This window comes from Spirosoma endophyticum (genome assembly GCF_900112365.1).
Lineage (GTDB): Bacteria > Bacteroidota > Bacteroidia > Cytophagales > Spirosomataceae > Spirosoma > Spirosoma endophyticum.
The window spans coordinates 32,185-53,802 of record NZ_FOLQ01000010.1; the positions used below are offsets into that span (position 1 = coordinate 32,185).

The following is a 21,618-nucleotide window of genomic DNA, read 5'->3' on the forward strand; positions in this document are numbered from 1 at the left end:
CCAGGATTCTTTTGATTTATTTGACTGACTTTGATTTTAAGTTGAAGTCAGGCTATCATATCAATTTGGAGGGCAAAGATACTTGTCATAAGAATCCAAAAGGTTATCGACCTCCAACATAACCAAAATCAAAGTCGGTCAGCTAAATTATAAGAATCCCGGTCAAGAAAGTATTTCAGCAAGGGCGCCAAATGCAATGCCTGGACCATTTCACCCTGATTGACAATGCCTAGCGCTCGTTCTGGCGAGACAATATGCACTGATATTTCTTCGGTCAGCTCGAGATGTTGTGCCTGTTTTACCTCAACACCCAGTGCCAGAAAAGCATGCGTCAGGTTGTTGTGCGTGCCGGGATTAGCCGAGAGTGTCATCAACGGCGACCACGTTCCTCCGCCGAAGCCGGTTTCTTCCAGCAATTCGCGCTGAGCTGCCACAAGTGGATCTTCGCCGGGATCGACAACGCCCGCACAGAGTTCGTAGTGAACACCGGCGATACCATGCCGATACTGGCGAATCAGAACCAATTGACCTTCGGTCGTGACGGCTACTACGTTTACCCAGGTGGGGTATTCGAAGATGAAGTAATTAGGAATAACGCCACCGCTATCCATGCGAATGGCTTCCTTACGAACCGTGAACCACGGCAACTGATGGATATATTCGGAGCTTTCGACCGCCCAGGGTCGAGGATCATTTTCGGGATTCATGCCGCAAAGGTAGGCATGACTAGCGGACTAATTCATCGGCGAAGCGCAGGTATTGTTCCCAATCGTAGTCCGTTACGTCGTGTTTGCCTGTTCGGTCGTGATACCGTACCGTTTGCCCGACAGACTGATTCAGGGCCGGAAATGTAGCGGTTCCTAATCCGGTTTTGCCGTACAACCTATAAACAGGCTCTGCATTTACTGCACCTAGAAACTCGCCTTTGGGGTCCGACCATTGGTCGTCATTCGCGCTGGCAACGTAGAGAGGGCGAGGTGCGATTAAGGCCAGCAGTTCGTGTTGGTCGACGGGTAAGTTGGCTACGTTCTTGTTATAGGTTTTATATCGTCCACAAAACCAGTGCGGAAAACTGGTATTGATCCGTTCAACGGTTTCGCCATACCAGCGCCGGGATAGGGCCGCTCCGCCTTCGCCCGATTCATTGGAAATGACGGCTGCGAATCGATCATCCTGGGCTCCAGCCCACACTGCGGCTTTGCCAATGCGCGAGTGCCCGATGGTAATGACTCGCTTCGAATCGATACGTGGCTCAGTTTGGAGGTAATCGAGAATTCGGCTCATGCCCCAGCCCCAGGCACCAATGGCTCCCCAATTATCAGCCTTTGTTGTGTCTCCCAGCACCGACCGAATGCCAGATCGCCAGCCTTGTGGATGATCGGGCTCAATGTCGCCGTAGTAAGCCGTTGCCAGCGCATAACCTCGTTTTATAATCATTTCGATGGGCCAGCGTCGGGCCTGCATGCCCCGGAATTTCTCGGTAGCCCGCGGTTCGCCGTTTCGATTGTTGACAGCAGCCTCACCAACCGCGCCACTGATCATCCAGCGTGTTGAAAGAGGAATATCAGCTTCAGTTGTGACGCAGTGGTTCCCGCAAAAATTTAACCCCAAAAATACGGGAGCGACCTTTTTACTTTTGGGCAGATAAAGCAGTACGTCGATGGAGGGTACTTGAGGGTAATCAACGAAGAAAATAGAGACCATTTTGCGAATGGCCAGCCCATTCAACGCCGATGAATCGACCGCTGTTGTCTGAAAACGGAGTTTGATGGTCTGTTTCGGGGTTTGACCATACACGTTTTCGGCAAAGAGTTGAATGAGTTCAGCGCGCCGATTTTCCCAATCGGCCCTGGTTTTGACTGGTTTTCCGGTGTTGCTAGTTAACGGATTCGGGAGTTTGTACGTACCAACTTTCGCTTCGTCGTAGTTAAACACTGGTTCGGGAGCTTGCGCGTTAGTAAGATGTGCCGATAAAAATAGCGGGGTCAGCCAGAACAGCATTCGATTCATGATCAGATTTGGGGAAAGTATTTGCTGAAAAGTCAAACGCCCTGTTTTTCATACTTACTAATATACGTATCAGCCATCGTCGGAACGTAAAATTCACCATTGCAACCTTTTGGAGTGTAGCAGACTCTTAATTCTTATGAAACCGATCTACTATCTGACCTTATCGATTCTTTGTTCAGGTATGATTGCCTGTAAAAGTAATTCTCCCCAGCCCGACGAAACAGGATTATCGGGTACCTGGGTTATGTTTCAACGGCAACCCCGCGAGGTAAGCACAGACAGCCCCAAACCCTTTCCTTCATCCTCTCAGCAAACGATCACCTTCACGTACCCTCATCAGTTATCGACGGATGTTGTGGACGATAGTACGTTAGCGATGGCTACCTATTTTCAAATTGCCGGGGGCACCGGCATTGTAGGACCGTACCTTCTCGTCAAAAAAAACGCTGATAGCGTTACGGGGCACACGTTTTATTATAATTTTTCAGGCAAAGCCGATACGCTACGATTGTTTGAATTTGGACAGCCAAAAGGATACCAGTACGGTTTTCGGCGTCTTTAGGTCGCTCTGCTAACACCTTATTTTCTCCCCGGAAGTGCTGGGGAAATTGCTCTAACCGCGTAGCTTTTAGAAGGAAAAAAGCTACGCAGATTATTCATTTTAGTGAGCTTTTTTGTCCAATTCATATTAACCGACCTCTCTGATTCGTTGTAGATGAGACTTTTGCCACTGCAATTTTCTCTCGTACAACTCACAACCTGATGAGAAACGCCTTTGCCCTTTCTATTGCTACGTTATGCCTTTTCCTTTCATCCTGCCATCGCCCTGTTGCTTATTTTCAGCCAACGCCCCGTCAGGCCGCTACCCGATTACCCGTTGAAAAACCATTAGCCCAGACTAACGTATCGATAACAGATTCGGTATTAACTGCCGATGAATCGGTTGCCATTGCGCCGGAAGTAGCGGTTCCAGCGGTAGCGAGTCTGAAACATAGTCCAGTTCAATCGACCAATACCCGGATGGAACAGCGAATGCACCGAATTGGCTCATTATTAGCGTCAGCGACCGAAACATCCGACAAACAGCCAGACCCGAAACCAAAGAAAAAGCTTAAACTGGGCAATCAGATTCGCCAGAGTCTGGGCATGAAACTTCGCCCGGAACTGAACTGGTGGCAACGTATCAGCTGGAAACTAAAAGCGTCGGTCATTATCCTGCTGGTAGCGGTGGTGTTCGCTATTTTGCACGTCACGATCCTGGCTATCATTTTCGGAGTTGTTGGGGCTTTCCTCATGATCAGCGGCCTGAAAAAGTCCTTCAAAGTCAAGCGCCCGTGGTTTTGATTTGAAGCTGGAACTTCCCGAAAGTTTTGAACTTTCGGGAAGTCAACTTTCCTGAGTAAGTCACGGCAACTGCCGTACGGCATTGTAAATCAGTTGAATATACTTCTTCCGGTCGATGTCGTAAACGAATTCCACATTCGGGGTTTGTTTCAGGACATCGTAGAAATCGACAACCGTCGTGCCTGTGGTTAACGTACCGCTTACCTCAACATCGACGTAGCACGACTTTGTGGTAAACATGGCCGGATCAATTAGCCAGGCGATGGCGCAAGGGTCGTGTAAAGCAGCTCCACCATCGAGTTCCTGGCGATAAAAAATGGAAAAGAAATCCATTAAATCCGCGAATACTTTCCCCGACTCATTGCCGATGGACCGGAACAACTCAATGTCTTCCTGAAACACCAAGGCCTTGTGCGTTACGTCTAAACCACACATCGTAATCGGAACGCCGGAGTTGAACACAACCGAAGCCGCTTCTGGATCGACGTAAATGTTGAACTCGGCCGTGGGGGTAATATTACCCCGAAATGCTCCACCACCCATCAGTGAAATTCGCTCGATTTTCGATTTCAGGTGCGGGTACGCCAGCAGGAACGTAGCAATATTGGTCAATGGGCCGGTGGGCACAAGCGTAATTTTTTCGGGACTATCGGTCAGGATTTTAGCCATGGCTTCTATCGCCGATAAGGGACCGGGTTTTAGCTCCGGCTCCGGCAGCGTTGGGCCATCCATGCCCATCTGGCCGTGCACGTAATCGGCAATGATAAGTTCGCGAAAAAGGGGTTTATCGCTGCCTTTATAAACTGGAATATCGACGTCCATCAGGGTTACGAGCTTCAGCGCGTTATTGAGCGTTTTTTCCTGCGTCTGATTTCCTGCCGACGTTGTAATGGCTTTAATGTCAAATAGACCACTGCCAACGGCCAGCATCAGCATCACGGCATCATCGTGGCCGGGGTCGCAGTCAATTAATATGGGTAATTTCTTCATGAAGCATACGTAGGAACTCGTTGGCAAAATGCTAGCGATTGTACCCGAATTTTGGCGACGAATATACTATATGTCTGGTAAGAGAATCGAAAAGCCCCAAAAGTAATCTCAGGCTGTCTTTTAAATTTTTTCTACTAGATCTGTCAACTATCTTAGCTAACAGTTCATAGTTTTTACACGACATCATGCGGTTATTCTTCTTTACTTTCTTTAGCCTGCTCAGTGGTCTGTGCAGTACAGGTCAATTGCTGGCTCAGTCCGATGCCATACCGGTAGAGGTTCAACGCGTCAGCCGAACGGCCCGACCCAATGCGATTCAAGCGCATATGCGCATCTTGTCTGCCGATTCGATGAAAGGTCGAAAACCGGGTACGCCGGGCTTCGACATGGCGGCTGCCTACGTAGTGAGCCAACTGAAAGCGCTGGGGATGCAACCCGCCGGAGAAAACAATACATATCGGCAGGACGTACCCCTACGTCGATGGCAGGTAAAGGAGGGAAATAGTGCGCTAACCTTACTAGTCAATGGCCGCGAGCAGCCACTGACCTATGGCAGGCAATTTATTTTCAGCCCTACGCCTGACCATCCTGTCAGCGACGTAACAGCTCCCGTAGTATTTGTCGGATTTGGCGTATCGGCGCCTGAGTTGGGTTACGACGATTATAAAGACCTGGATGTTAAGGGGAAAATTGTTCTGTATCTTAATGGGGCACCTTCTACGTTTCCATCCAATCAACGCGCTTATTACACGTCGTCTAAAGCCGAAAATGCGGCATTACACGGTGCCGTGGGGACGTTAGCGTTCAACTTGCCAACCGATTTACGCAACCGAATCGAAACATCGGCCCCCCGCGCCCGACAGGGAATTTACCGTTGGCTGGATAAGCAGGGAAAACCACAACGCACATTTCCGGCCATTAAAGGCGCAGCGTCGCTAAGTGATTCGGCCGCCCGACTGATCTTTGCGGGCGCATCCACTACGTTCAGTGATGTAACGAACAGCGCCATCAAAAATAAGCCACAGCCATTTCCGCTAAACATATCGGTTCGTATGCATGTGCAAACCGATATGGTCGAGGACGTAGCGGGTTACAACATAGTGGCCATGCTTCCAGGCTCCGATCCGGTTCTGAAAAATGAATACGTTGTTTGCGCAGCCCATATTGACCATCTGGGCGTTGGCCGACCCGTGAAAGGCGATTCGATTTACAACGGTGCTCACGACAACGCGTCGGGTGTGGCGATCAACCTGGAAATGGCACGGCTCTTTGCGTCACTTCCCAAAGCACCCCGTCGATCGATCGTGTTTGTGGGTGTAACCGGTGAGGAAATGGGCCTGCTGGGTTCCGATTATTTTGCCAGTAATCCAACTGTGCCGAAAGAGAAAATAGTGGCGAATCTGGCGTTAGACATGCCGTTTTTCTTTCATCCGCTCCTTGATATTGTACCATATGGTGCCGAGCACTCAAGTTTGAGTCAGGAAGTTCGTCAGGCGGCTGCGTTTCTGGGTGTGAAAATTAGCCCGGACCCAATTCCCGAGCAGACCGTCTTTATGCGGAGTGATCACTTCAGCTTTGTTCGACAGGGAATTCCGGCGTTGTTCATCAAAAGCGGCTCGGAAACCGGCAATCCGAACCTCGACGGTACGAAACTCAACCTCGACTGGCGGGCCACGATTTACCACACGCCCCAGGACGACATGAACCAGCCGTTCGACTTCAACTCCGCGGCTAAACATGCCCAACTACAATTCCTGATCGCCTACTTAACCGCTCAGTCCGACCAGCGACCTACCTGGAATCAAGGGGACTTTTTCGGAACAAAATTCGGGATGGGCAACGTAGTGAGATAGATGGCGCTTTTTGTCATTCCGCATCCCTGGGGCTGCCTTTTAAATTCAGATCTTTGACCTGTTTCCTGACTTTGCGCATAAACGATTCGCCGGGATCGGTTTTGCCGGTCAGGTAGTTAGGGTCGGTTTCTTTCCAGAGCGGTGTGCCAATGAAATCTTTGTATTCGTAGTGGCCAATCAGGTATTCGATTCCTTTGTAATGACGTTTGAGGTAGCGAACCAATTGAATATTGGCTTTTATTTGAGCTTTGGTCAGGTCGTTGTTACCGATGTTTTCGATACCGATGGCGCAGTAATTCAGGCCGATACAATGGCGGGCAAACGTAGTGTCGGGCAATAAGCGAAAAATAGTGCCGTCGCGGTCAACCAGAAATGGCACGGACGTATTCAGTCGACTGGCTGCCTGGAGGTCCGGACGGCCGGGTAACACACTTGGATTGAAAACGTCGAACGTCGCTTCGAGCGTTGGAATCGATGTCCAGTGCAACACGATCATTTTGGGTTTTATGAAGGGGTCAGCCTGCTGAATGCCATGTCGTTGCGCTAAATAATCGATCGATAGTTTTTTGCGTTCCTCATCAAAAATGATCGGTTTGTCAATCAGCCGAAATGTCGATTTTTGGGCGACGCAGGAATTGATTACGATTAAAGCTGCGAAGGGTAAGATGCGGGAAAGGTGTTTAAATAGTGATGCTAGTGTTTGGCCATAATCTACCCCACCCCCGACCCCTCCCCTTGAACTAAGGGGAGGGGTGTGGAATTGGCCTTTTTTAGTCCCTCTCCTTAGTTCAAGGGGAGGGGTTGGGTAAAAGGCCGCAGTATTTATGCGTAAGTACCTGGACAGGGAAACAGAACGATTCATGGTCGATGGGATTGGGAGATTGCAAAAAAAGAAAATCCTCCCAAGTCGAGAGGATTTTCTTTTAAGCGGTACGTATTACGGCTGATTCCACCACAATGGTGTTTTTAGTCGTGTCTTTTCTGTGTTGTCACCCACATTCACTGGGTTCCGGTTTTGTTCGTTCGACTCGTAAACCATCGCCTGAATCCAGTCCTTCGCGTTGTTCGCATCGAAGATTACGGTGTTCAGATTCGCTGGGCGTTGCAGGCTGGGGCCGTAGATGTCCGTGCTGTAATCCATCCGGCGCATATCGACCCAGGTTTCAGGATTCAGGCATTGCGTGATGTATTTCTGGCGCATGATATGGCTCAATCCGCCGGTCTGATTGGTGAAATGCGCAGCCAGCCCATCGGCCAGTTGAGCCGTCCAGTACGTATTGATTTCGGCCGCTGTTACACCCAGTTTGCGCATGTTCGATTTTACGCCCTCTTCGTAAGCCACCAACGCACCCGCTACGTCGTTGGAGCGCAACCGAGCCTCTGCTTCAATGAGTTTCACTTCCGAGTACGTAATGAACGGGAACGGCGAAGCGGCTTTTGTGTAGAAACCGCTGTTAGCGAACTTGCCGTAATCGTTCTCGTTCTTGAACTGACCGGTCCCGCCCTGACCACCGGCTAACCCTAAACCTGGTTTCAAACCGCGATACTTGCCATCGGACGGAGCCGGACTCATGATGCGGCTGATACGTGGGTCTTGGAATACCGTTTCCGTCACCGGAAACTTCGACAGCAAATCCACGAAAAACTGCGAGTACGTGAAATAACGCGGATCGGTGGCGCTGGTGAAACCACCCCAGCTAAACCACGGATTCTGATCGGTTTGCTGGGCACTGGCCAGATAGGCAAATTCGGCATCCATACCGTCTTTGTTGAACCCGTTTGTGCAGGCTTCAATGATCTTTTTTGAGTCATACAAACTGCCTTTTTTGGACAAGTGACTCAGGTAACGAGCCTTTAGCGACCACGCCAGCCGACGCCATTTGTCAACGTCACCCGCGTACATAATGTCACCACCGTTGGCATTCAGTCCTGTTTTGTTATTTGTGTTATTGAAGGCTACAATGGCCTCGTCCAGCAGCTTATCAATGCCAGCGTAAACCGTTTGCTGATCGTCCATTTTGGGCGTCAGTTTCACCTGCGAAACCCCGTCGTAACCTTCCGACATAACGATGGCGCCGTATTGATCGGTCAACATGCCGTAGTTGATCGCCAGCATCACTTTGCCCGCGCCAACGAAGTGCGGGGAGCCTTCTTTCTCGCCCAGCAGCGCCATATCCACACAGTTGGGAATGGCCCAGGTATAGGCATTTTGCCAGAGAAAATACGAGGCCGTGAAGCGCCAGGTTTCGGCATTTCGGTTGGTGCCAGTGGTCAGTTTCGTCACGCCATATTGCGTTACGCCCGTGATCTCGCGTGCTCCCCGAAACATGGCGGCTCCATTGGTGGTCGTGATGGTGCCCACTAACCGGCTGGCGGCTGGCACCTGCGTGGGCAGGTTTGGATCTTTGTTAACGTCCAGATATTCCTTACACGAGCTTGTCAGCAAGGCCGTACCCAGAAAAAGAAAATATAGTTTTGATACGTATGTGTTCATGAGGGAGGGCAATTAAAGAGTCAACTTCAAACCGAAATCAAAGCCGCGCGTAGCTGGAATACCAAGGTTGTCGAACCCGAACGAACCCGACCCGCCGACACCGGCACCACTTCCCGAAACCTCCGGATCTACACCTGAATAATTCGTGATCAGGATCAGATTTCGACCGGTGGCAAACAGTTGCAGATTGCTGATCGGTGTTTTCTCCAGCAGCGTTTTGGGTAGCGAATAGTTCAGTGTTACGTAGCGGAGTCGATACCAGCCGCCATCTTCGACGAAATCGTAACCCTGTTTGGTGTAAAGCGTCTGGTAGTAATTCTGATCCAGCACAACGGCCTTGGCGTTAGCTTCGCCACTCGATTCAATAACGCCGTCAAATACTTTCGTTTGCCCGCGATCGAGGGTTTTCATGCTGAGGCCCGACGAAACCAGCGAATTTTCGGTTGCATTGTAAACCTGACCGCCGATCCGCACGTCGATCATAAATGCCAGCGATAACGAATTGTACGTGAACGTATTCGTAAGGCCACCTGTCCATTTTGGTGCGCGGTCGCCGATGGATTCCAGCGTCGATTTGACCTGGGGATAGCCATTATTGTCGAGCAGTAACTGACCCTTGTCATTCCGTTTCCAGACGTTGCCGTTGATGCCAAACAGCGACCCACCCAGAAAAGCCGCTCCCTGGGCCACCGAACCGGCTACCCACGCATCCGACAGTTCGACACGGTCTAACGTACCGGGCAGTGCTTTTACCGTAGCACGGTTACGGGCAAAATTAAGATCGGCCGACCAACTGAATTTGCCCCGTATTGGCTGAACATTCAGCACAAATTCGAGTCCTTCGTTGTCGATCTGACCGCCGTTTAGGTAAGCCAGGAACGTACTGGATGAGGGCGGTGTGCGCGTGGCCAGAATCTGGTTGTCGGTGCTCGTTTTGTAATAGGCAATGTCCAGACCCAACCGGTTGCGGAGGAATCGGACGTCAGCGCCAACTTCAATCGAGTTGGTAAATTCCGGCTTCAGCGTCGGGTTACCAAAGTAGTTGTTCACATTGGAAATAAAGCCACGGGGCGCAATCGTGAAATCGTTGGTTACGGTTGCCAGCGTCGAGGTCAATACGTGCGGGGGCGCATCTTTGCCCACACGTGCCCACGAAGCCCGAATCTTGGCGAACGACAGGAAATTGTTCTCCGACATTGTGCCGAATTCCTTGAATAAATCGGTCAGGACCAGCGAGCCGCTTATGGCCGGATAGAAGAACGATTGATCGGCAACGGGTAGGGTAGAGGACCAGTCGTTACGTCCCCGGAAGTTTAGGAAAGCGATACCTTTCCAGTCCAGATTCAGATCGCCGAAAATGCCCACGATCCGCCGACGTTGCGTGTTTTGCGAGACGGTCCGGTTGGTTTCCAGTACGTTGTTGATACTGGCAAAATTGGGGTCAATGAAATTCCGGCCGAACCACGTAACGGTCTGCCGCTTCGAGTCTTCGGCGTTGTTACCGAGCGTAAAGCTGGCGTTGAAGTTGCCAAAGGATTTCTTGGCCGTAATGAGCAACGTCGACGTAGTGATCTGGTTATTGCTGCTCGACTGTGAAATCGCGCCTTTTTCATCGCCAACGACCATTGAACCCGTTGAGCGAATGCTCGTAAAATTATCGGTGTAGTAGTCCGTTCCCAATCGGTACGTAATGTTCAGGAAGCTAAACGGATCGTACGACAGATTCCCGATGGCGATAATCCGGTCGACATCGTCCGTAATGGGCTTATTCCGGATGCTCCATTGCGGGTTATCGTTGGCGGCAATGGTGCGTTGGGTTCCGTCGGGTTTGAGGTAATTGGTCATGTCGTCGTTGCGTGGCCAGTAAACGGCCCCCATCACGCCATTTGCGCTTCCCTGCGACACATACGCCCGATTCGTTTTGATGTAGCTGGCGCTCCCACCCACCGATAATCTAGTGCCCACTTTCGTGTCGGCTGCAATGCGGAACGAGTTACGAACAAAGTCCGTGTTTTTCACAATTCCTTTCTGGTCGAAGCGTGACGCCGATGCGTAGAACGTAGAGCGTTCGCTGCCGCCACTAACCGATACGTCGTGTTTCTGCGTGAAACCCGTTTGGAACATGGTGCCAAGGTTATCGTAAATCGGTTCGTTGGCATCGAATTTTGGTCCCCACGATCCCACCGATGCCGGATTGAAAACGCCCTGTTCTCCCTGTTTATAGACCGATTGGAGTTTGGGCAATCGGTTTGCTATGTCGAACGAAAAGCTATTGGAGTAGTTGATTTTTGCTTTGCCGTTCGTGCCTTTTTTCGTCGTGATCACCACGACACCCGAGGCCGCCCGCAAGCCATACAGAGCCGCTGCCGCTGGTCCTTTCAGCACTGTTACTGTCTCAATATCCTGCGGATTGATGTCGACGGCACGGTTGGAGGACGGCGCCATATCGGCCGTCAACCCCCCCCTGACCAACGGGCGTCGTGTTATCGATTGGAATGCCATCCACTACGTACAATGGCTGGTTATTTCCACTCAACGACGTACCACCGCGAATGAGCATGATGGACGATGCACCCGGCGCACCGCCCGAATTTGTGATCTGCACCCCCGCTACTTTGCCTTGCAGTGCATTCACGATGTTCGGTTGTTGCGAATCGACAATCTCCTTGGCTTTCACATTCTGCACCGCATAACCGAGTCCCCGCGTTTCCTGCTTGATACCGAAGGCCGTAACAACTACTTCGCTCAGGCTTTTGGAGTCGTCCTGCAAAACCACATTGATCGTGGATGCACTGCCAACGGTGATTTCCTGGGTTGTGAATCCAATATGGCTGAATACCAGAATTTTTCCAGGTGCTACGTTGATGGTGTACTTCCCATCGGCACTTGTCGTCGTGCCGGTTGTGGTGCCTTTGACCGCCACGGTTGCCCCAGGAACGGATGTGTTATCGGTACCTGATGTGACCAGCCCCGAGATGGACACGGCCTGTGCCCACCCGTCCCGGGCGATCAACTGGAAGCTTAACAATAAGATAAAGAGTAGTACTTTTTGCATAAGTTAAAAAAGAGTTTTTGTGTAAAGTAAAGATAAGTGATGCCGGTTTTAATTCCATCTTAATGGCTTTTAAAGGTTGCTTAAATGAAATGGGCTTCAGTGACCTTCAGTAGCCCAATAGTACTAAGTATATCTAGGTATTTTTAACTATTTTTTAATGGCTGTTTTATGGGCTTTTAATCGCAATTTTACGGTTTTAGGACGGGCAAAACGTTCCTTTATTATGCCCCCGATCATCGAATGAATCTGCGAATTCCAATACCATACCTGCTATGCATCTGTATGTTATCCTGTCTGCCCGCTTCGGCACAGACGACGCTGACGTTGCAACAGACGCTTCAGCAGGTACGTACGAACAGTCCGGCGTTGCGTGTTGAGCGCCTGAATATCAACGCGGCCCAGGCCGATCAGGTAACGGCCAACCTACGCCCTAATCCGGTCATTAATAATCAAACGCTTTTGCAATTAACCCCTACACCCGGCGGAGAAGGTGTTAACATGTTAAACAGGCAACGGCGGCAGTTCTGGTTGCAGGCCACGAAAGAGTTTGACATTCATCATAAACGGGAATACCGTAGTCGCTTTGCCGAAGCCAGCACTAATCTGGCGGTACGTAGCGTGGCCGAAACCGAACGGGGGTTACTTTTCGACGCGGCCAATCGGTACCTCGATGCCTGGTACGCGCGTGTCCAGCTTAGCTTGCTGCAACGCGCCAAAGCCAACGTCGATACGTTAGTACAGCTCAATAAAGTGCGGCTGAAAAATCTGGTGATCACGAGTACCGATCTCACCCGTACGCAGTTGATCTCGGACCAATATGACATTCAGACCCGAACTGCCCAGCAGGATCTTCGCAATCGTTTGAACGAGTTGCGTTTGGTGATCGGCACAGCCGACAGCATTAACGTCGCGCTGAACGACTCGATTATTGACCCGCCGTTCACGATGCCCCTCCGGTTGTATCCCCTGTTGAAAGCCAGTTCCGACAGTTTACTTCGGCTAGCCTCCACGACGCGAACCGATGTGCGGGTGGCCGAAGCCAATCTGGAAGCCGCCCGGCGTAATGTGGATTTACAGCACGTATTGGCCAAGCCCCGTAACGAAGCGGGCTTAATATGGAACCCACAAAATGCCGTGCCTTATATGGGTGTGTTTCTAACCCTCGAACTGCCGGTGTATAGCCGTAATCAGGGCGAAATTCAGAAGTCGCGGATATTGCAGGAGCAGGCTGGCCAGGCGGCTGATCTGGTTCAGATACGCATACGGTCGGAAGTGGAAACGGCTTACCAGTCCTTCATGACCAGCCGCCAGAATATTGATCGATACGTTGGTATTCGGCGCGATGCCGACCAGGTTTTGGCCTCCGTTCGCTATGCGTATCTGCGGGGGGCTACAACACTCATTGACCTGCTCCAGGCCCAAACGTCGTGGTTCGATACGCAAACCGCTTATTATCAGACACTCTATACCTACCGTCAAAACTACGTCCGGCTATTGTATGTGACCGGGCAGATCAATTCCTACTGATAATGAAATTCCACCCTATATGCCTGCTGGCTCTCCTGGTAGTTGCCTGTAAAGAGAAACCAAAGCCCGTTGTTACGTCAATTCCCCGCCCAACGATCAGTACCGACGGCGGACGTATCACTTTCCCGGATTCGGTGATGATGCGGGCCTTCACGACACAACCCGCTCATTCGGGAGCTATCCGTACCGATTTTTCGGCGCCCGGTCACGTAGCGGCTATGGTGCTACGTTCGGTGGAGAACCCGGCTGAGCGGTTGGTTTTATTCGATGAGCCTAGTTTGTCGGAGAATTACACGGCCATTTTGCAGCACCGGATCAACATTCAGACGGAGCGCGGTAATCTGGATCGGGTGAAAGATTTGCAGGCACATGGCGCGGCATCGGGCAAAGAAGTAATTGAAGCGCAGACTCAGTTGGCCAACGAAGAAGCGGCTATTATTTCGGATGAAGCAACCCTGAAACTTGCTGGTTTTGATCCAAAAGAGTTGCGACAGTCTCCGCCAAATACAATTTTGGTGGTTTGTGAAATACCTGAAAATCAGTTTGGTAGCATTCGGAAAGGGCTCGCTTGCTCGCTTAATTTCACGGCTTTCCCGAACGAGCGATTTGTTGGTCGAATCGATAACGTCAATGATTACGTCGATAACACCACACGTCAGATTAAGCTACGTATTTCGGTGGCTAACCCCGATGGTCGACTCAAAGCAGGCATGTTCGCCACGGTGGAATTTGGTGTTTCAGAAGGTCAGTCTATGACGGTCTCGCGCGATGCCATCGTCACGGTACAGGGTCGCGATTACGTATTTGTGCAGGCCGGACCACAAGCTATTGAGCGTCGTGCGGTGCAACTCGGTCAGCAACGGGTCGATCGGGTAGTGGTGCAAAATGGCTTGAAGGAAAACGACCAGGTTGTGACCGCTAATGTCATGCAATTGAAGGGATTGAGCTTTGGGTATTAACGTCAGCCAGGTTTTAGCCTGGCCTTTGTAGCACCTTGTTAAGGGATAAACGAGAACGGTTCGCCGTAGCGGCTTGGCCCAGATGAATAGATGATTCAGAAACTAATCGAATTTTCCCTCAAAAATCGCTGGGCCATTGTGGGCATGGCGGTGGCCGTAATGGGTCTGGGGTTGTGGTGCTTCAAACTACTGAAGATTGAGGCCTATCCCGATATTGCCGATACCAACGTCATCGTCATTGCTAAATACGACGGTCGCGCGGCAGAAGAGGTGGAGCAGCAGGTAACGATCCCGATCGAGCGGGTGCTTAACAGCGTCCCACACGTAACGGATCGGCGGTCGCGGACCATCTTCGGGCTGTCGGTGGTGCAGTTGAATTTTGATGAAACCGTAACGGATTACTTTGCGCGTCAGCAGGTTATCGAAAGACTTACGGGTGCCCAACTACCGGATGGCGTTTCGCCCGAACTGGCCCCGCTGACCACAGCCGTTGGCGAAATTTACCGCTACGTGATCGAGGCTCCGTCGAGTATGACACCTATGCAACTGCGCGATTTGCAGGATTGGGTCATTATTCCGCAACTGCTGCAAGTACCGGGCCTGGCCGACGTAACGACCTTTGGTGGCCCCATCAAGCAATTTCAGGTTATTCCTAACCCGGCCAAGCTGCGCAAATTCAGCCTGACGCTACAGGATGTTATCGAAGCTGTTCAGAAAAACAATCAGAATACGGGTGGTAATGTCATTTCGCGGGGTGGACAGGGTTTTGCGGTGCGTGGATTGGGGGCGCTGAAAACGCCCGATGATGTGCAGCATATCGTCCTGAAAGCCAACGAAGGCGTACCCGTGTTGGTGCGTGATGTGGCCAGCGTCGAGATTAATCCGCCGTCGCCGTCGGGTATTTTGGGTTATCGAATTCCTGATGAAAATCTGGACGTAATAGGCGCGACCGAAGGGATCGTTTTGCTACGTCGCGGGGAAAATCCGAGCGAAGTGCTGGAACTCCTCAAAGAAAAAATCGCCGATCTCGAAGCGCGTGAACTCCCCAAAGGCGTCCATCTGCGAATACTCTACGACCGGGGCTTTTTGATCGATCACTCGCTCGAAACGGTTGCTCACACGCTGATCGAGGGAATTTCCATCGTGGCGATTCTGCTCGTTCTGTTTCTGGGAAGTTTGCGGGCGGCTTTGGTCGTTACGGTCACGATTCCGTTCTCGCTGCTGTTTGCGTTCATTCTGATGAAACTGGTCGGCATTCCGGCGAACTTATTGTCATTAGGCGCTATCGACTTTGGTATTATCGTGGACGGCGCCAGCGTCATGGCCGAACACCTTCTCAGACGATACCGGTCGGCGGGTCCGGCCGATCGAAATCAGGGCGTTGTGAACGTAACAGCGCGATCAGCAGGCGAGGTGGCACGGGAAATTTTCTTCTCCGTCACCATCATTATTTTGGCCTACATGCCGATTTTGCTGATGCAACGCGTTGAAGGGAAGTTGTTTAGCCCGATGGCGTTGACACTGTCGTTTGCCGTAATCGGTTCGCTGATTTGTGCGCTAACGATTATTCCGGTGCTGATTTCGTTTGCCTTTCGGAAAGCGCTCTCGCCCGGCGGCAAACCACTAAAAGAACACAAAAACTTCCTGCTGTCACCACTGGAAAAAGGATATCAATGGTTGCTCCGTTCGACGCTGATGCGGGTGCCGGGGTTAATTGTCGGTGTTGGCATGGCGGTTGTGCTGGTCATGATTGGCTTTGGTCTGAAGCTTGGTACTGAATTCCTGCCCGAGCTGGATGAAGGTTCCATTTTCATGCGGGCGTTCATGCCGTCGGGGATCACAATTCAGGAAAATGCGAAAATCTCGCCCAAGATTCGGGATATTATCAGTACGTATAAACCCGTCAGTTTTGTGATTACACAAGCCGGACGTAACGACGACGGCACCGACCCGTTCCCAACCGACCGGACCGAAATTCTGATTGGTCTGAAAGATTACAGCACCTGGTCGGATACAATTTCGAAGAAAGAAATCGTGCGGTCGATGCAGAGCAAGTTGCAGGAAGCCTTTCCCGGTGCTTTCTTCTCGTCGGGGCAACCGATTATCGACCAGGTGATGGAAATCGTGACGGGAAGCGCGGCCGACTTAGCCATTTCGGTAGTCGGCAACGACCTGACGCTGATGCGTGCCAAAGCCGATAGCATTTCTGCTCTGGTGAAAGGAATGAGTGGTGCGGTTTCGGTTAATATTGAGCAGGAAGGTCCGCAGGATCAGTTAGCCATCAAGATCAATCGCCCGGCTGCGGCCCGCTACGGCATCAACGTATCGGAAATCGAGAACATGATTGAAGCGGCCATCGGTGGCAAAACCGTTGGGTCGATCTACGACGAAGCCAAACGTTACGACATTGTAGTGCGCTTCACGCCCGAAAGCCGGGGAAGTATTGACGCTGTTCGGCAGTTGCAGGTACCCTCGGCAACGGGTGCGCTGATTCCCATGAACGAGCTGGCCGACATTCGCTACGTGCAGGGACAGACCAATATTTACCGCATCAATGGCAAGCGCATGGTCACGGTTAGGACCAACATTCGGGGTCGCGATCAGGGTGGATTTGTGAAGGAAATCAGTGAGAAAGTCCGTCAGCACGTTAAAATCCCCGAAGGTTACAGCGTCATCTACGGCGGTCAATACGAAAATCTGGAACGGGCGGGCGGTCAGTTGCTCATCTCTATTCCGCTGACCATTGTGGTCGTGTTCCTGTTCCTGTTTATGCTGTACGGCAACGTCCGCGATACGTTGCTGACGCTCACCTGTTTGCTGTTTGCCTTAGGTGGAGGTATTGGCGCGCTGTTGCTACGGGGTTATAACTTCAACGTATCGGCAGGGGTAGGTTTCGTGTCGATCTTTGGTATTTCGGTGATGGCGGGCGTATTACTCGTCTCGGCCCTGAATCGAAATCTGCTGAACAATCCGAAATCGTTGCTGGAAATCACCATCGAGACGGCGCAGGAGCAGTTCCGGGCCATCATGGCGATCATGGTCGTGGCGATTATCGGTCTCGTTCCGGCGGCTATTTCAAGCGGCATTGGTTCCGATGTGCAGCGCCCGTTGGCAACGGTCATCATCGGCGGCCTGACCACTACGTTGTTTTTCGCGCCATTGATCATTCCGCCCTTATTCTACCTCGTCAACCGCAAACGGCCTCGCCCAACGCCACTCGACTCAACGGGTCATCATATTCCCGAACCGATTGAGGAAGGGACGGAGATATAACGTAGCTGCTTTTACCCCACCCCAACCCCTCCCCTTGAACTAAGGGGAGGGGCTACTAGCACTGCCGGGCTAATTTCCGCAAGTCACCCCTCCCCTGTTTTTCAGGGGAGGGGCCGGGGGTGGGGTAGATTACCACATGCTTCCCCATTACCTCAAAAACAACCGTTCCTCTTCGTGATCCAGGTAGTAGAGATGCTTGCGGACAATGTCTTCGTCGAGGGTCATGACGCTTCGGTTTTTGTCGACCAGCCATTGCCGTTGACGATCCAGAATATGCTGGTAAAGGTCTTTGACCGGCTCACTAAGGGTAAACGCTTCATCGCCCGATAATTGACGCGAATTGTGGTCGATTAGTTTTTTATAAATAGGCTGGGTAAGTTCGGCCTCGCTCAGATTTTCCCGCATGTATTGCAGGGCCAACGTAGCAAGCTCTTTTTCAATAAAGGCATCGACCTTCTCCTCTGGCTTGACATAATCCCGTTCTTCAAAGGCGAATTTTTTTATGATAGCGGGTAACGTAAGGCCCTGAACAACAAGGGTCAGCAAAATCACGACGAACGTAATAAACAGGATCAGGTTACGCTGGGGGAAAGCCGCTCCGTTACCCATGTGAATGGGAATGGATAAGGCGGCTGCCAGCGAGACCACACCCCGCATACCCGTCCAGCCCAGGAACAGGGGCGTGGTCCAGCCCGGATTTGTGGAATCGGCCACGGTTATGAAGTTTCGCATCACGAGGGTGGTGATGACGGCCCCGTAGCACGATAAAATCCGGACAACAATCAAAGACACCGTAATCAGTACGCCATAGCCAATCGCTTCCCCAATACTGGTATGGCCCAGCCCGGCAACAATTTCCGGTAGATCGAGTCCGATCAGAATAAAAACAAGGCCATTCAGGATAAAGGACGTGCTTTCCCAGAAATTGTAGCCTCTTATTCTGGATCGGCCGCTCAAAAAACTGAATCGGTGGTAGGACATGAGCAGTCCCCCACTCACGACCGCCAGCACCCCCGAGCTATGCGCTTCTTCGGCGGCAATGTACATGGCGTAGGGCGTGAGAATGGACAGGGCCATATCGATATTAACATTGGTCGGCAGTAGTTTATGCGTTTTCATAAACAGCCAGCCAACCAGCAGGCCGATTCCTACGCCACCGATCAGCATCCACAAAAAATTGATAGAGGCATTCTGCACGTCAAACGTACCGGTCGACACAGCTATCAGCGCAAATTGGAAGATAATCAGCGAGGACGCATCGTTGAGAAGGCTTTCACCCTCCAGAATGGACGAAATACGCTTGGGGACTTTAACGAATTTCATGATGGCGGCCGCACTGATCGCATCGGGGGGCGACACAATACCGCCCAGCAAAAAGCCCAGTGCCAGGGTAAAGCCGGGAATAAAATGGCGGGCAATCAGGGCGGTGCTCAGGGCCGTAACGAAGACGACCAGAAAGGCAAACGAGAGGATAATACGTCGCCATTTCCACAGTTCTTTCCAGGAAACGGCCCAGGCAGCCTCGTACAACAGCGGTGGTAAAAAGATGATGAAGATCAGCTCCGGGTCCATGTTGAGCACCGGTACGCCGGGGACAAAGCTAATGCCCAGGCCAGCCACCACCAGCAACACCGGATAGGCCACTTTTATTTTCTGAGCCAGGATGATCAGCAGCAACATGACCAGCACCATCCCCAGATAAAACGTAACGTGTTCAAGCATCGTACTGAAAATTAGGGTGTAGAAGCTAAAAAGTAGCATAAAAAAACAGGCTGAATACCTGCTTTATGTCTATTAATATATTGATTTTTGGAGTTGAATGTGAATTGGGTACTATCTCTAAGACGTAGCAATGTGGCCATTGAAGAAACCACTATTGAAGTTGACTTCACCGGTTAGCAGTATATGGGAATTAGTGCGAAAATGCGCTGGGGCAAGACATAGGAGAAGTGTGCATTGCGGCAACCACTGTAGTTAATGCTGTCTTCAATGATACTGACAAGCAAATTAATGAACTGCCACCTTGACATAAAATTAACAATAGCACGTGCTCTATATACTTTTAAACCAATCAGATTTGATAAAAACTTTTTCTACTAATTCAATTTCAATTCCAAGTTTCAATTCCTTTAATTTTTCGGCAAGGTCATTACCGTCCATTAAATCAATCGGAGGAGCACCGTCGCGAGAAGCTTCTCGTTTTGCCTCTCTCGAAAAGTTACCAGTAGTTATAATTAATCCTTTGTCAGCACGTCCTACCATTGCACCTCTAAAATCTCTCACAATTGATGGCGATACAGTTCCTTTATATCGTTTAGCTTGAAAGATTACATGAAACGATAAAACACCGCCAAGTCGCAACGTACCTTTTCCATCAATACCACCATCGTTTGACCGTCCGGTTACCTCAACATTTTGGAATCCAAGTTCACGTAATAGTCTCTGACATAGGCGCTCAAATGCAGCTGGGTTAATTTTTTGAAGTTCTTCGATTAATTGCTCTTGCCACGAGTATTTCTGAAGCTCTTCGTCTGCTCCCGCATCATCTGGAATATCGTTTGATTTTGTTTTGTCTTTAAGCCTTTGTTGTTTGTCTTCTGCAACAACCTTCCTCTTAATTGCCTCTTGGTCTATTGAAGGTGTTTTTAAACCCCTTTCTGTCAAAGCCCAAATGCCACGAGATGAGTTTTCTAAAAGTCCATAGCGCTTCAAATAATTTCGAGCCCAAGCAAGACGATAAGAAAGTTTGCTTGTGTTGCCTCTGTGAATTTCATTGACTTGGCCGTCTGTCAGATTTAAAATTTTTGCAACCTCTTCTTCAATTTCCTCTATTGAACCTGACCCCCCAAGCTTATGTAGAGCTGTTAATGTTGGATTAAATAAGTCGTCATATTTATACTTGAATAGTTCTGGCATGATGGCGTCTGGAGATTGATGCTAGCTCCCAAATATACACAACTCAATTGCAGCAATCTATTTCCTGATGAACGTAATAGATCAAGAACTTTGTTTCGTTTATTTCGTTTACTAAACTTGTACAAAGTTTAGTAAATCTATGGAAACCGTTGTTGAGAGACCAACTTTGAAGGACCAGCAGGTAGCCCGTGAATCACTTCCGCTATTTACTAAGGCGATTGCTCAGAAGGAATCAGAGCAGGGTAGTATCCAGATACAAGCTAATTCGCTGTCAATCAACATACCTATAAAAGCGCTGCATTTGTTGGCCGTTATTCTTTCCAGCATGGCTCAAGGAAAGGCTATTTCACTCATTCCGTCCGATTCAGAGATTAGTACGCAACAAGCGGCTGCTATCCTCAATGTGTCTAGGCCGCATGTGGTCAAGCTTCTCGAAGAAGGAGTTATTCCATTTAAGAAGGTAGGTAGCCACCGGCGTATTTTGCTGGAAGAGGTATTGATCTATGCAAACCAGCAAAAGGATATGCGTAAAGAAAATTTACAGTTTTTAACCCAACAAGCGCAAGAGCTTAACCTGGGTTACGAATGATTCAATTTTCAAAGCTTACAGCCCTGCTGGATGCCTGCGTACTTTATCCTGCTCCAATACGTGATTTGTTGCTTTACTTAGCGGATGCCGGGCTATATATGCCTAAATGGACGGACATAATTCACGAGGAATGGACTCAGAATTTGTTGCTCAATCGGCTCTATATAACCGCCGACCAACTTTTGCGAACGACTAAAGCTATGAATGTAGCTTTTCCTGATGCAACCATTCGTCATTATGAAACGCTGAGCAATTCCATCAATCTCCCTGATCCAGATGATCATCATATTCTGGCGGCTGCCATTCGAGGGCAGGCTCAAGTAATTGTGACGGCTAATCTTAAAGACTTCCCCAATGACTATTTGAGCCAATTCGATATAGAGGCACAGCATCCATTCGATATAGAGGCACAGCATCCAGATGAGTTCATTACCTATCTGCTCGAACTGAATCCTGAAGAGGTGTTGCAAGCCTTTCAGGCGCAGGTGGCGAATCTCAAAAATCCACCAAAGACCGCTCAAGAAGTTATCCAAACCTTACGAAAAACCGGACTCGGCAAAACAGCCGATGGGCTTATGCTTTTATTGCCAGAATGATCTATTTACTCT

General features: G+C 50.3%; 17 protein-coding genes. 8 read left to right on the plus strand and 9 right to left on the minus strand.

Going from position 1 to position 21,618, the window contains the following annotated elements:
• Positions 1-128 precede the first annotated feature (128 nt).
• Positions 129-707, minus strand: a complete 579-nt coding sequence (locus tag BM202_RS22225; RefSeq protein ID WP_093830249.1) for an NUDIX hydrolase — start codon at positions 705-707, stop codon at positions 129-131.
• Between the two features lie 19 nt (positions 708-726).
• Positions 727-2,010 carry a glucuronyl esterase domain-containing protein gene (locus BM202_RS22230; protein ID WP_093830251.1) on the minus strand — a complete coding sequence of 428 codons (1,284 nt, stop codon included), beginning with the start codon at positions 2,008-2,010 and terminating at the stop codon, positions 727-729.
• Between the two features lie 136 nt (positions 2,011-2,146).
• On the opposite strand from BM202_RS22230, the gene BM202_RS22235 reads away from it, so the two are divergent.
• Positions 2,147-2,572: a hypothetical protein gene (locus BM202_RS22235; protein WP_093830253.1), complete on the plus strand. Its 426-nt coding sequence runs from the start codon at positions 2,147-2,149 to the stop codon at positions 2,570-2,572.
• A 200-nt stretch (positions 2,573-2,772) separates the two neighbouring features.
• Positions 2,773-3,354 (plus strand): hypothetical protein, encoded by a 582-nt coding sequence (locus BM202_RS22240; RefSeq protein WP_093830255.1) that lies wholly within the window; start codon positions 2,773-2,775, stop codon positions 3,352-3,354.
• Between the two features lie 60 nt (positions 3,355-3,414).
• Here the strand turns inward: BM202_RS22240 and BM202_RS22245 are convergent, their stop codons facing one another.
• Positions 3,415-4,344 carry a nucleoside hydrolase gene (locus BM202_RS22245; protein ID WP_093830257.1) on the minus strand — a complete coding sequence of 310 codons (930 nt, stop codon included), beginning with the start codon at positions 4,342-4,344 and terminating at the stop codon, positions 3,415-3,417.
• Positions 4,345-4,529: 185 nt separating this feature from the next.
• On the opposite strand from BM202_RS22245, the gene BM202_RS22250 reads away from it, so the two are divergent.
• Positions 4,530-6,197 (plus strand): M28 family metallopeptidase, encoded by a 1,668-nt coding sequence (locus BM202_RS22250; RefSeq protein WP_093830259.1) that lies wholly within the window; start codon positions 4,530-4,532, stop codon positions 6,195-6,197.
• Positions 6,198-6,210: 13 nt separating this feature from the next.
• On the opposite strand, the gene BM202_RS22255 is transcribed toward BM202_RS22250, so the two are convergent.
• The 4 genes from BM202_RS22255 to BM202_RS22270 form a co-directional block, all read right to left on the minus strand.
• On the minus strand, positions 6,211-7,059 hold the full coding sequence (locus BM202_RS22255) for a peptidoglycan recognition protein family protein (protein ID WP_317039710.1): 849 nt from the start codon (positions 7,057-7,059) through the stop codon (positions 6,211-6,213).
• 75 nt (positions 7,060-7,134) lie between these two features.
• Positions 7,135-8,691: a SusD/RagB family nutrient-binding outer membrane lipoprotein gene (locus BM202_RS22260; protein WP_093830261.1), complete on the minus strand. Its 1,557-nt coding sequence runs from the start codon at positions 8,689-8,691 to the stop codon at positions 7,135-7,137.
• A 12-nt stretch (positions 8,692-8,703) separates the two neighbouring features.
• Positions 8,704-11,136, minus strand: coding sequence for a SusC/RagA family TonB-linked outer membrane protein (locus tag BM202_RS22265; protein WP_177236652.1), 2,433 nt, complete (start codon positions 11,134-11,136; stop codon positions 8,704-8,706).
• On the minus strand, positions 11,087-11,746 hold the full coding sequence (locus BM202_RS22270; RefSeq protein ID WP_093830265.1) for a carboxypeptidase-like regulatory domain-containing protein: 660 nt from the start codon (positions 11,744-11,746) through the stop codon (positions 11,087-11,089). Before BM202_RS22270 ends, BM202_RS22265 begins: the two co-directional genes overlap by 50 nt.
• Positions 11,747-12,028: 282 nt before the next feature.
• Here BM202_RS22270 and BM202_RS22275 point away from each other — a divergent pair, with 282 nt between their 5' ends.
• From BM202_RS22275 to BM202_RS22285, 3 genes are all read left to right on the plus strand, one after another.
• Positions 12,029-13,273, plus strand: coding sequence for a TolC family protein (locus tag BM202_RS22275; protein ID WP_245776745.1), 1,245 nt, complete (start codon positions 12,029-12,031; stop codon positions 13,271-13,273).
• A 2-nt stretch (positions 13,274-13,275) separates the two neighbouring features.
• Positions 13,276-14,232, plus strand: a complete 957-nt coding sequence (locus BM202_RS22280) for an efflux RND transporter periplasmic adaptor subunit (RefSeq protein ID WP_093830269.1) — start codon at positions 13,276-13,278, stop codon at positions 14,230-14,232.
• Between the two features lie 90 nt (positions 14,233-14,322).
• Positions 14,323-17,505: an efflux RND transporter permease subunit gene (locus BM202_RS22285; RefSeq protein ID WP_093830271.1), complete on the plus strand. Its 3,183-nt coding sequence runs from the start codon at positions 14,323-14,325 to the stop codon at positions 17,503-17,505.
• A gap of 147 nt (positions 17,506-17,652) precedes the next feature.
• Here the strand turns inward: BM202_RS22285 and BM202_RS22290 are convergent, their stop codons facing one another.
• Complete coding sequence (locus BM202_RS22290) at positions 17,653-19,227, minus strand: Na+/H+ antiporter (RefSeq protein WP_093830565.1); 1,575 nt, start codon at positions 19,225-19,227, stop codon at positions 17,653-17,655.
• A gap of 330 nt (positions 19,228-19,557) precedes the next feature.
• Complete coding sequence (locus tag BM202_RS22295) at positions 19,558-20,421, minus strand: restriction endonuclease (RefSeq protein WP_093830273.1); 864 nt, start codon at positions 20,419-20,421, stop codon at positions 19,558-19,560.
• A gap of 139 nt (positions 20,422-20,560) precedes the next feature.
• Between BM202_RS22295 and BM202_RS38275 the strand changes: the two genes are divergently transcribed.
• Both BM202_RS38275 and BM202_RS22305 read left to right on the plus strand, forming a co-directional pair.
• The gene (locus tag BM202_RS38275; RefSeq protein ID WP_093830275.1) at positions 20,561-21,010 is read left to right on the plus strand and encodes a helix-turn-helix domain-containing protein; all 450 of its coding nucleotides are present in this window, start codon (positions 20,561-20,563) and stop codon (positions 21,008-21,010) included.
• Complete coding sequence (locus BM202_RS22305; protein ID WP_093830277.1) at positions 21,007-21,606, plus strand: PIN domain-containing protein; 600 nt, start codon at positions 21,007-21,009, stop codon at positions 21,604-21,606. The genes BM202_RS38275 and BM202_RS22305 overlap by 4 nt, the downstream gene beginning before the upstream one ends.
• Positions 21,607-21,618 lie beyond the last annotated feature (12 nt).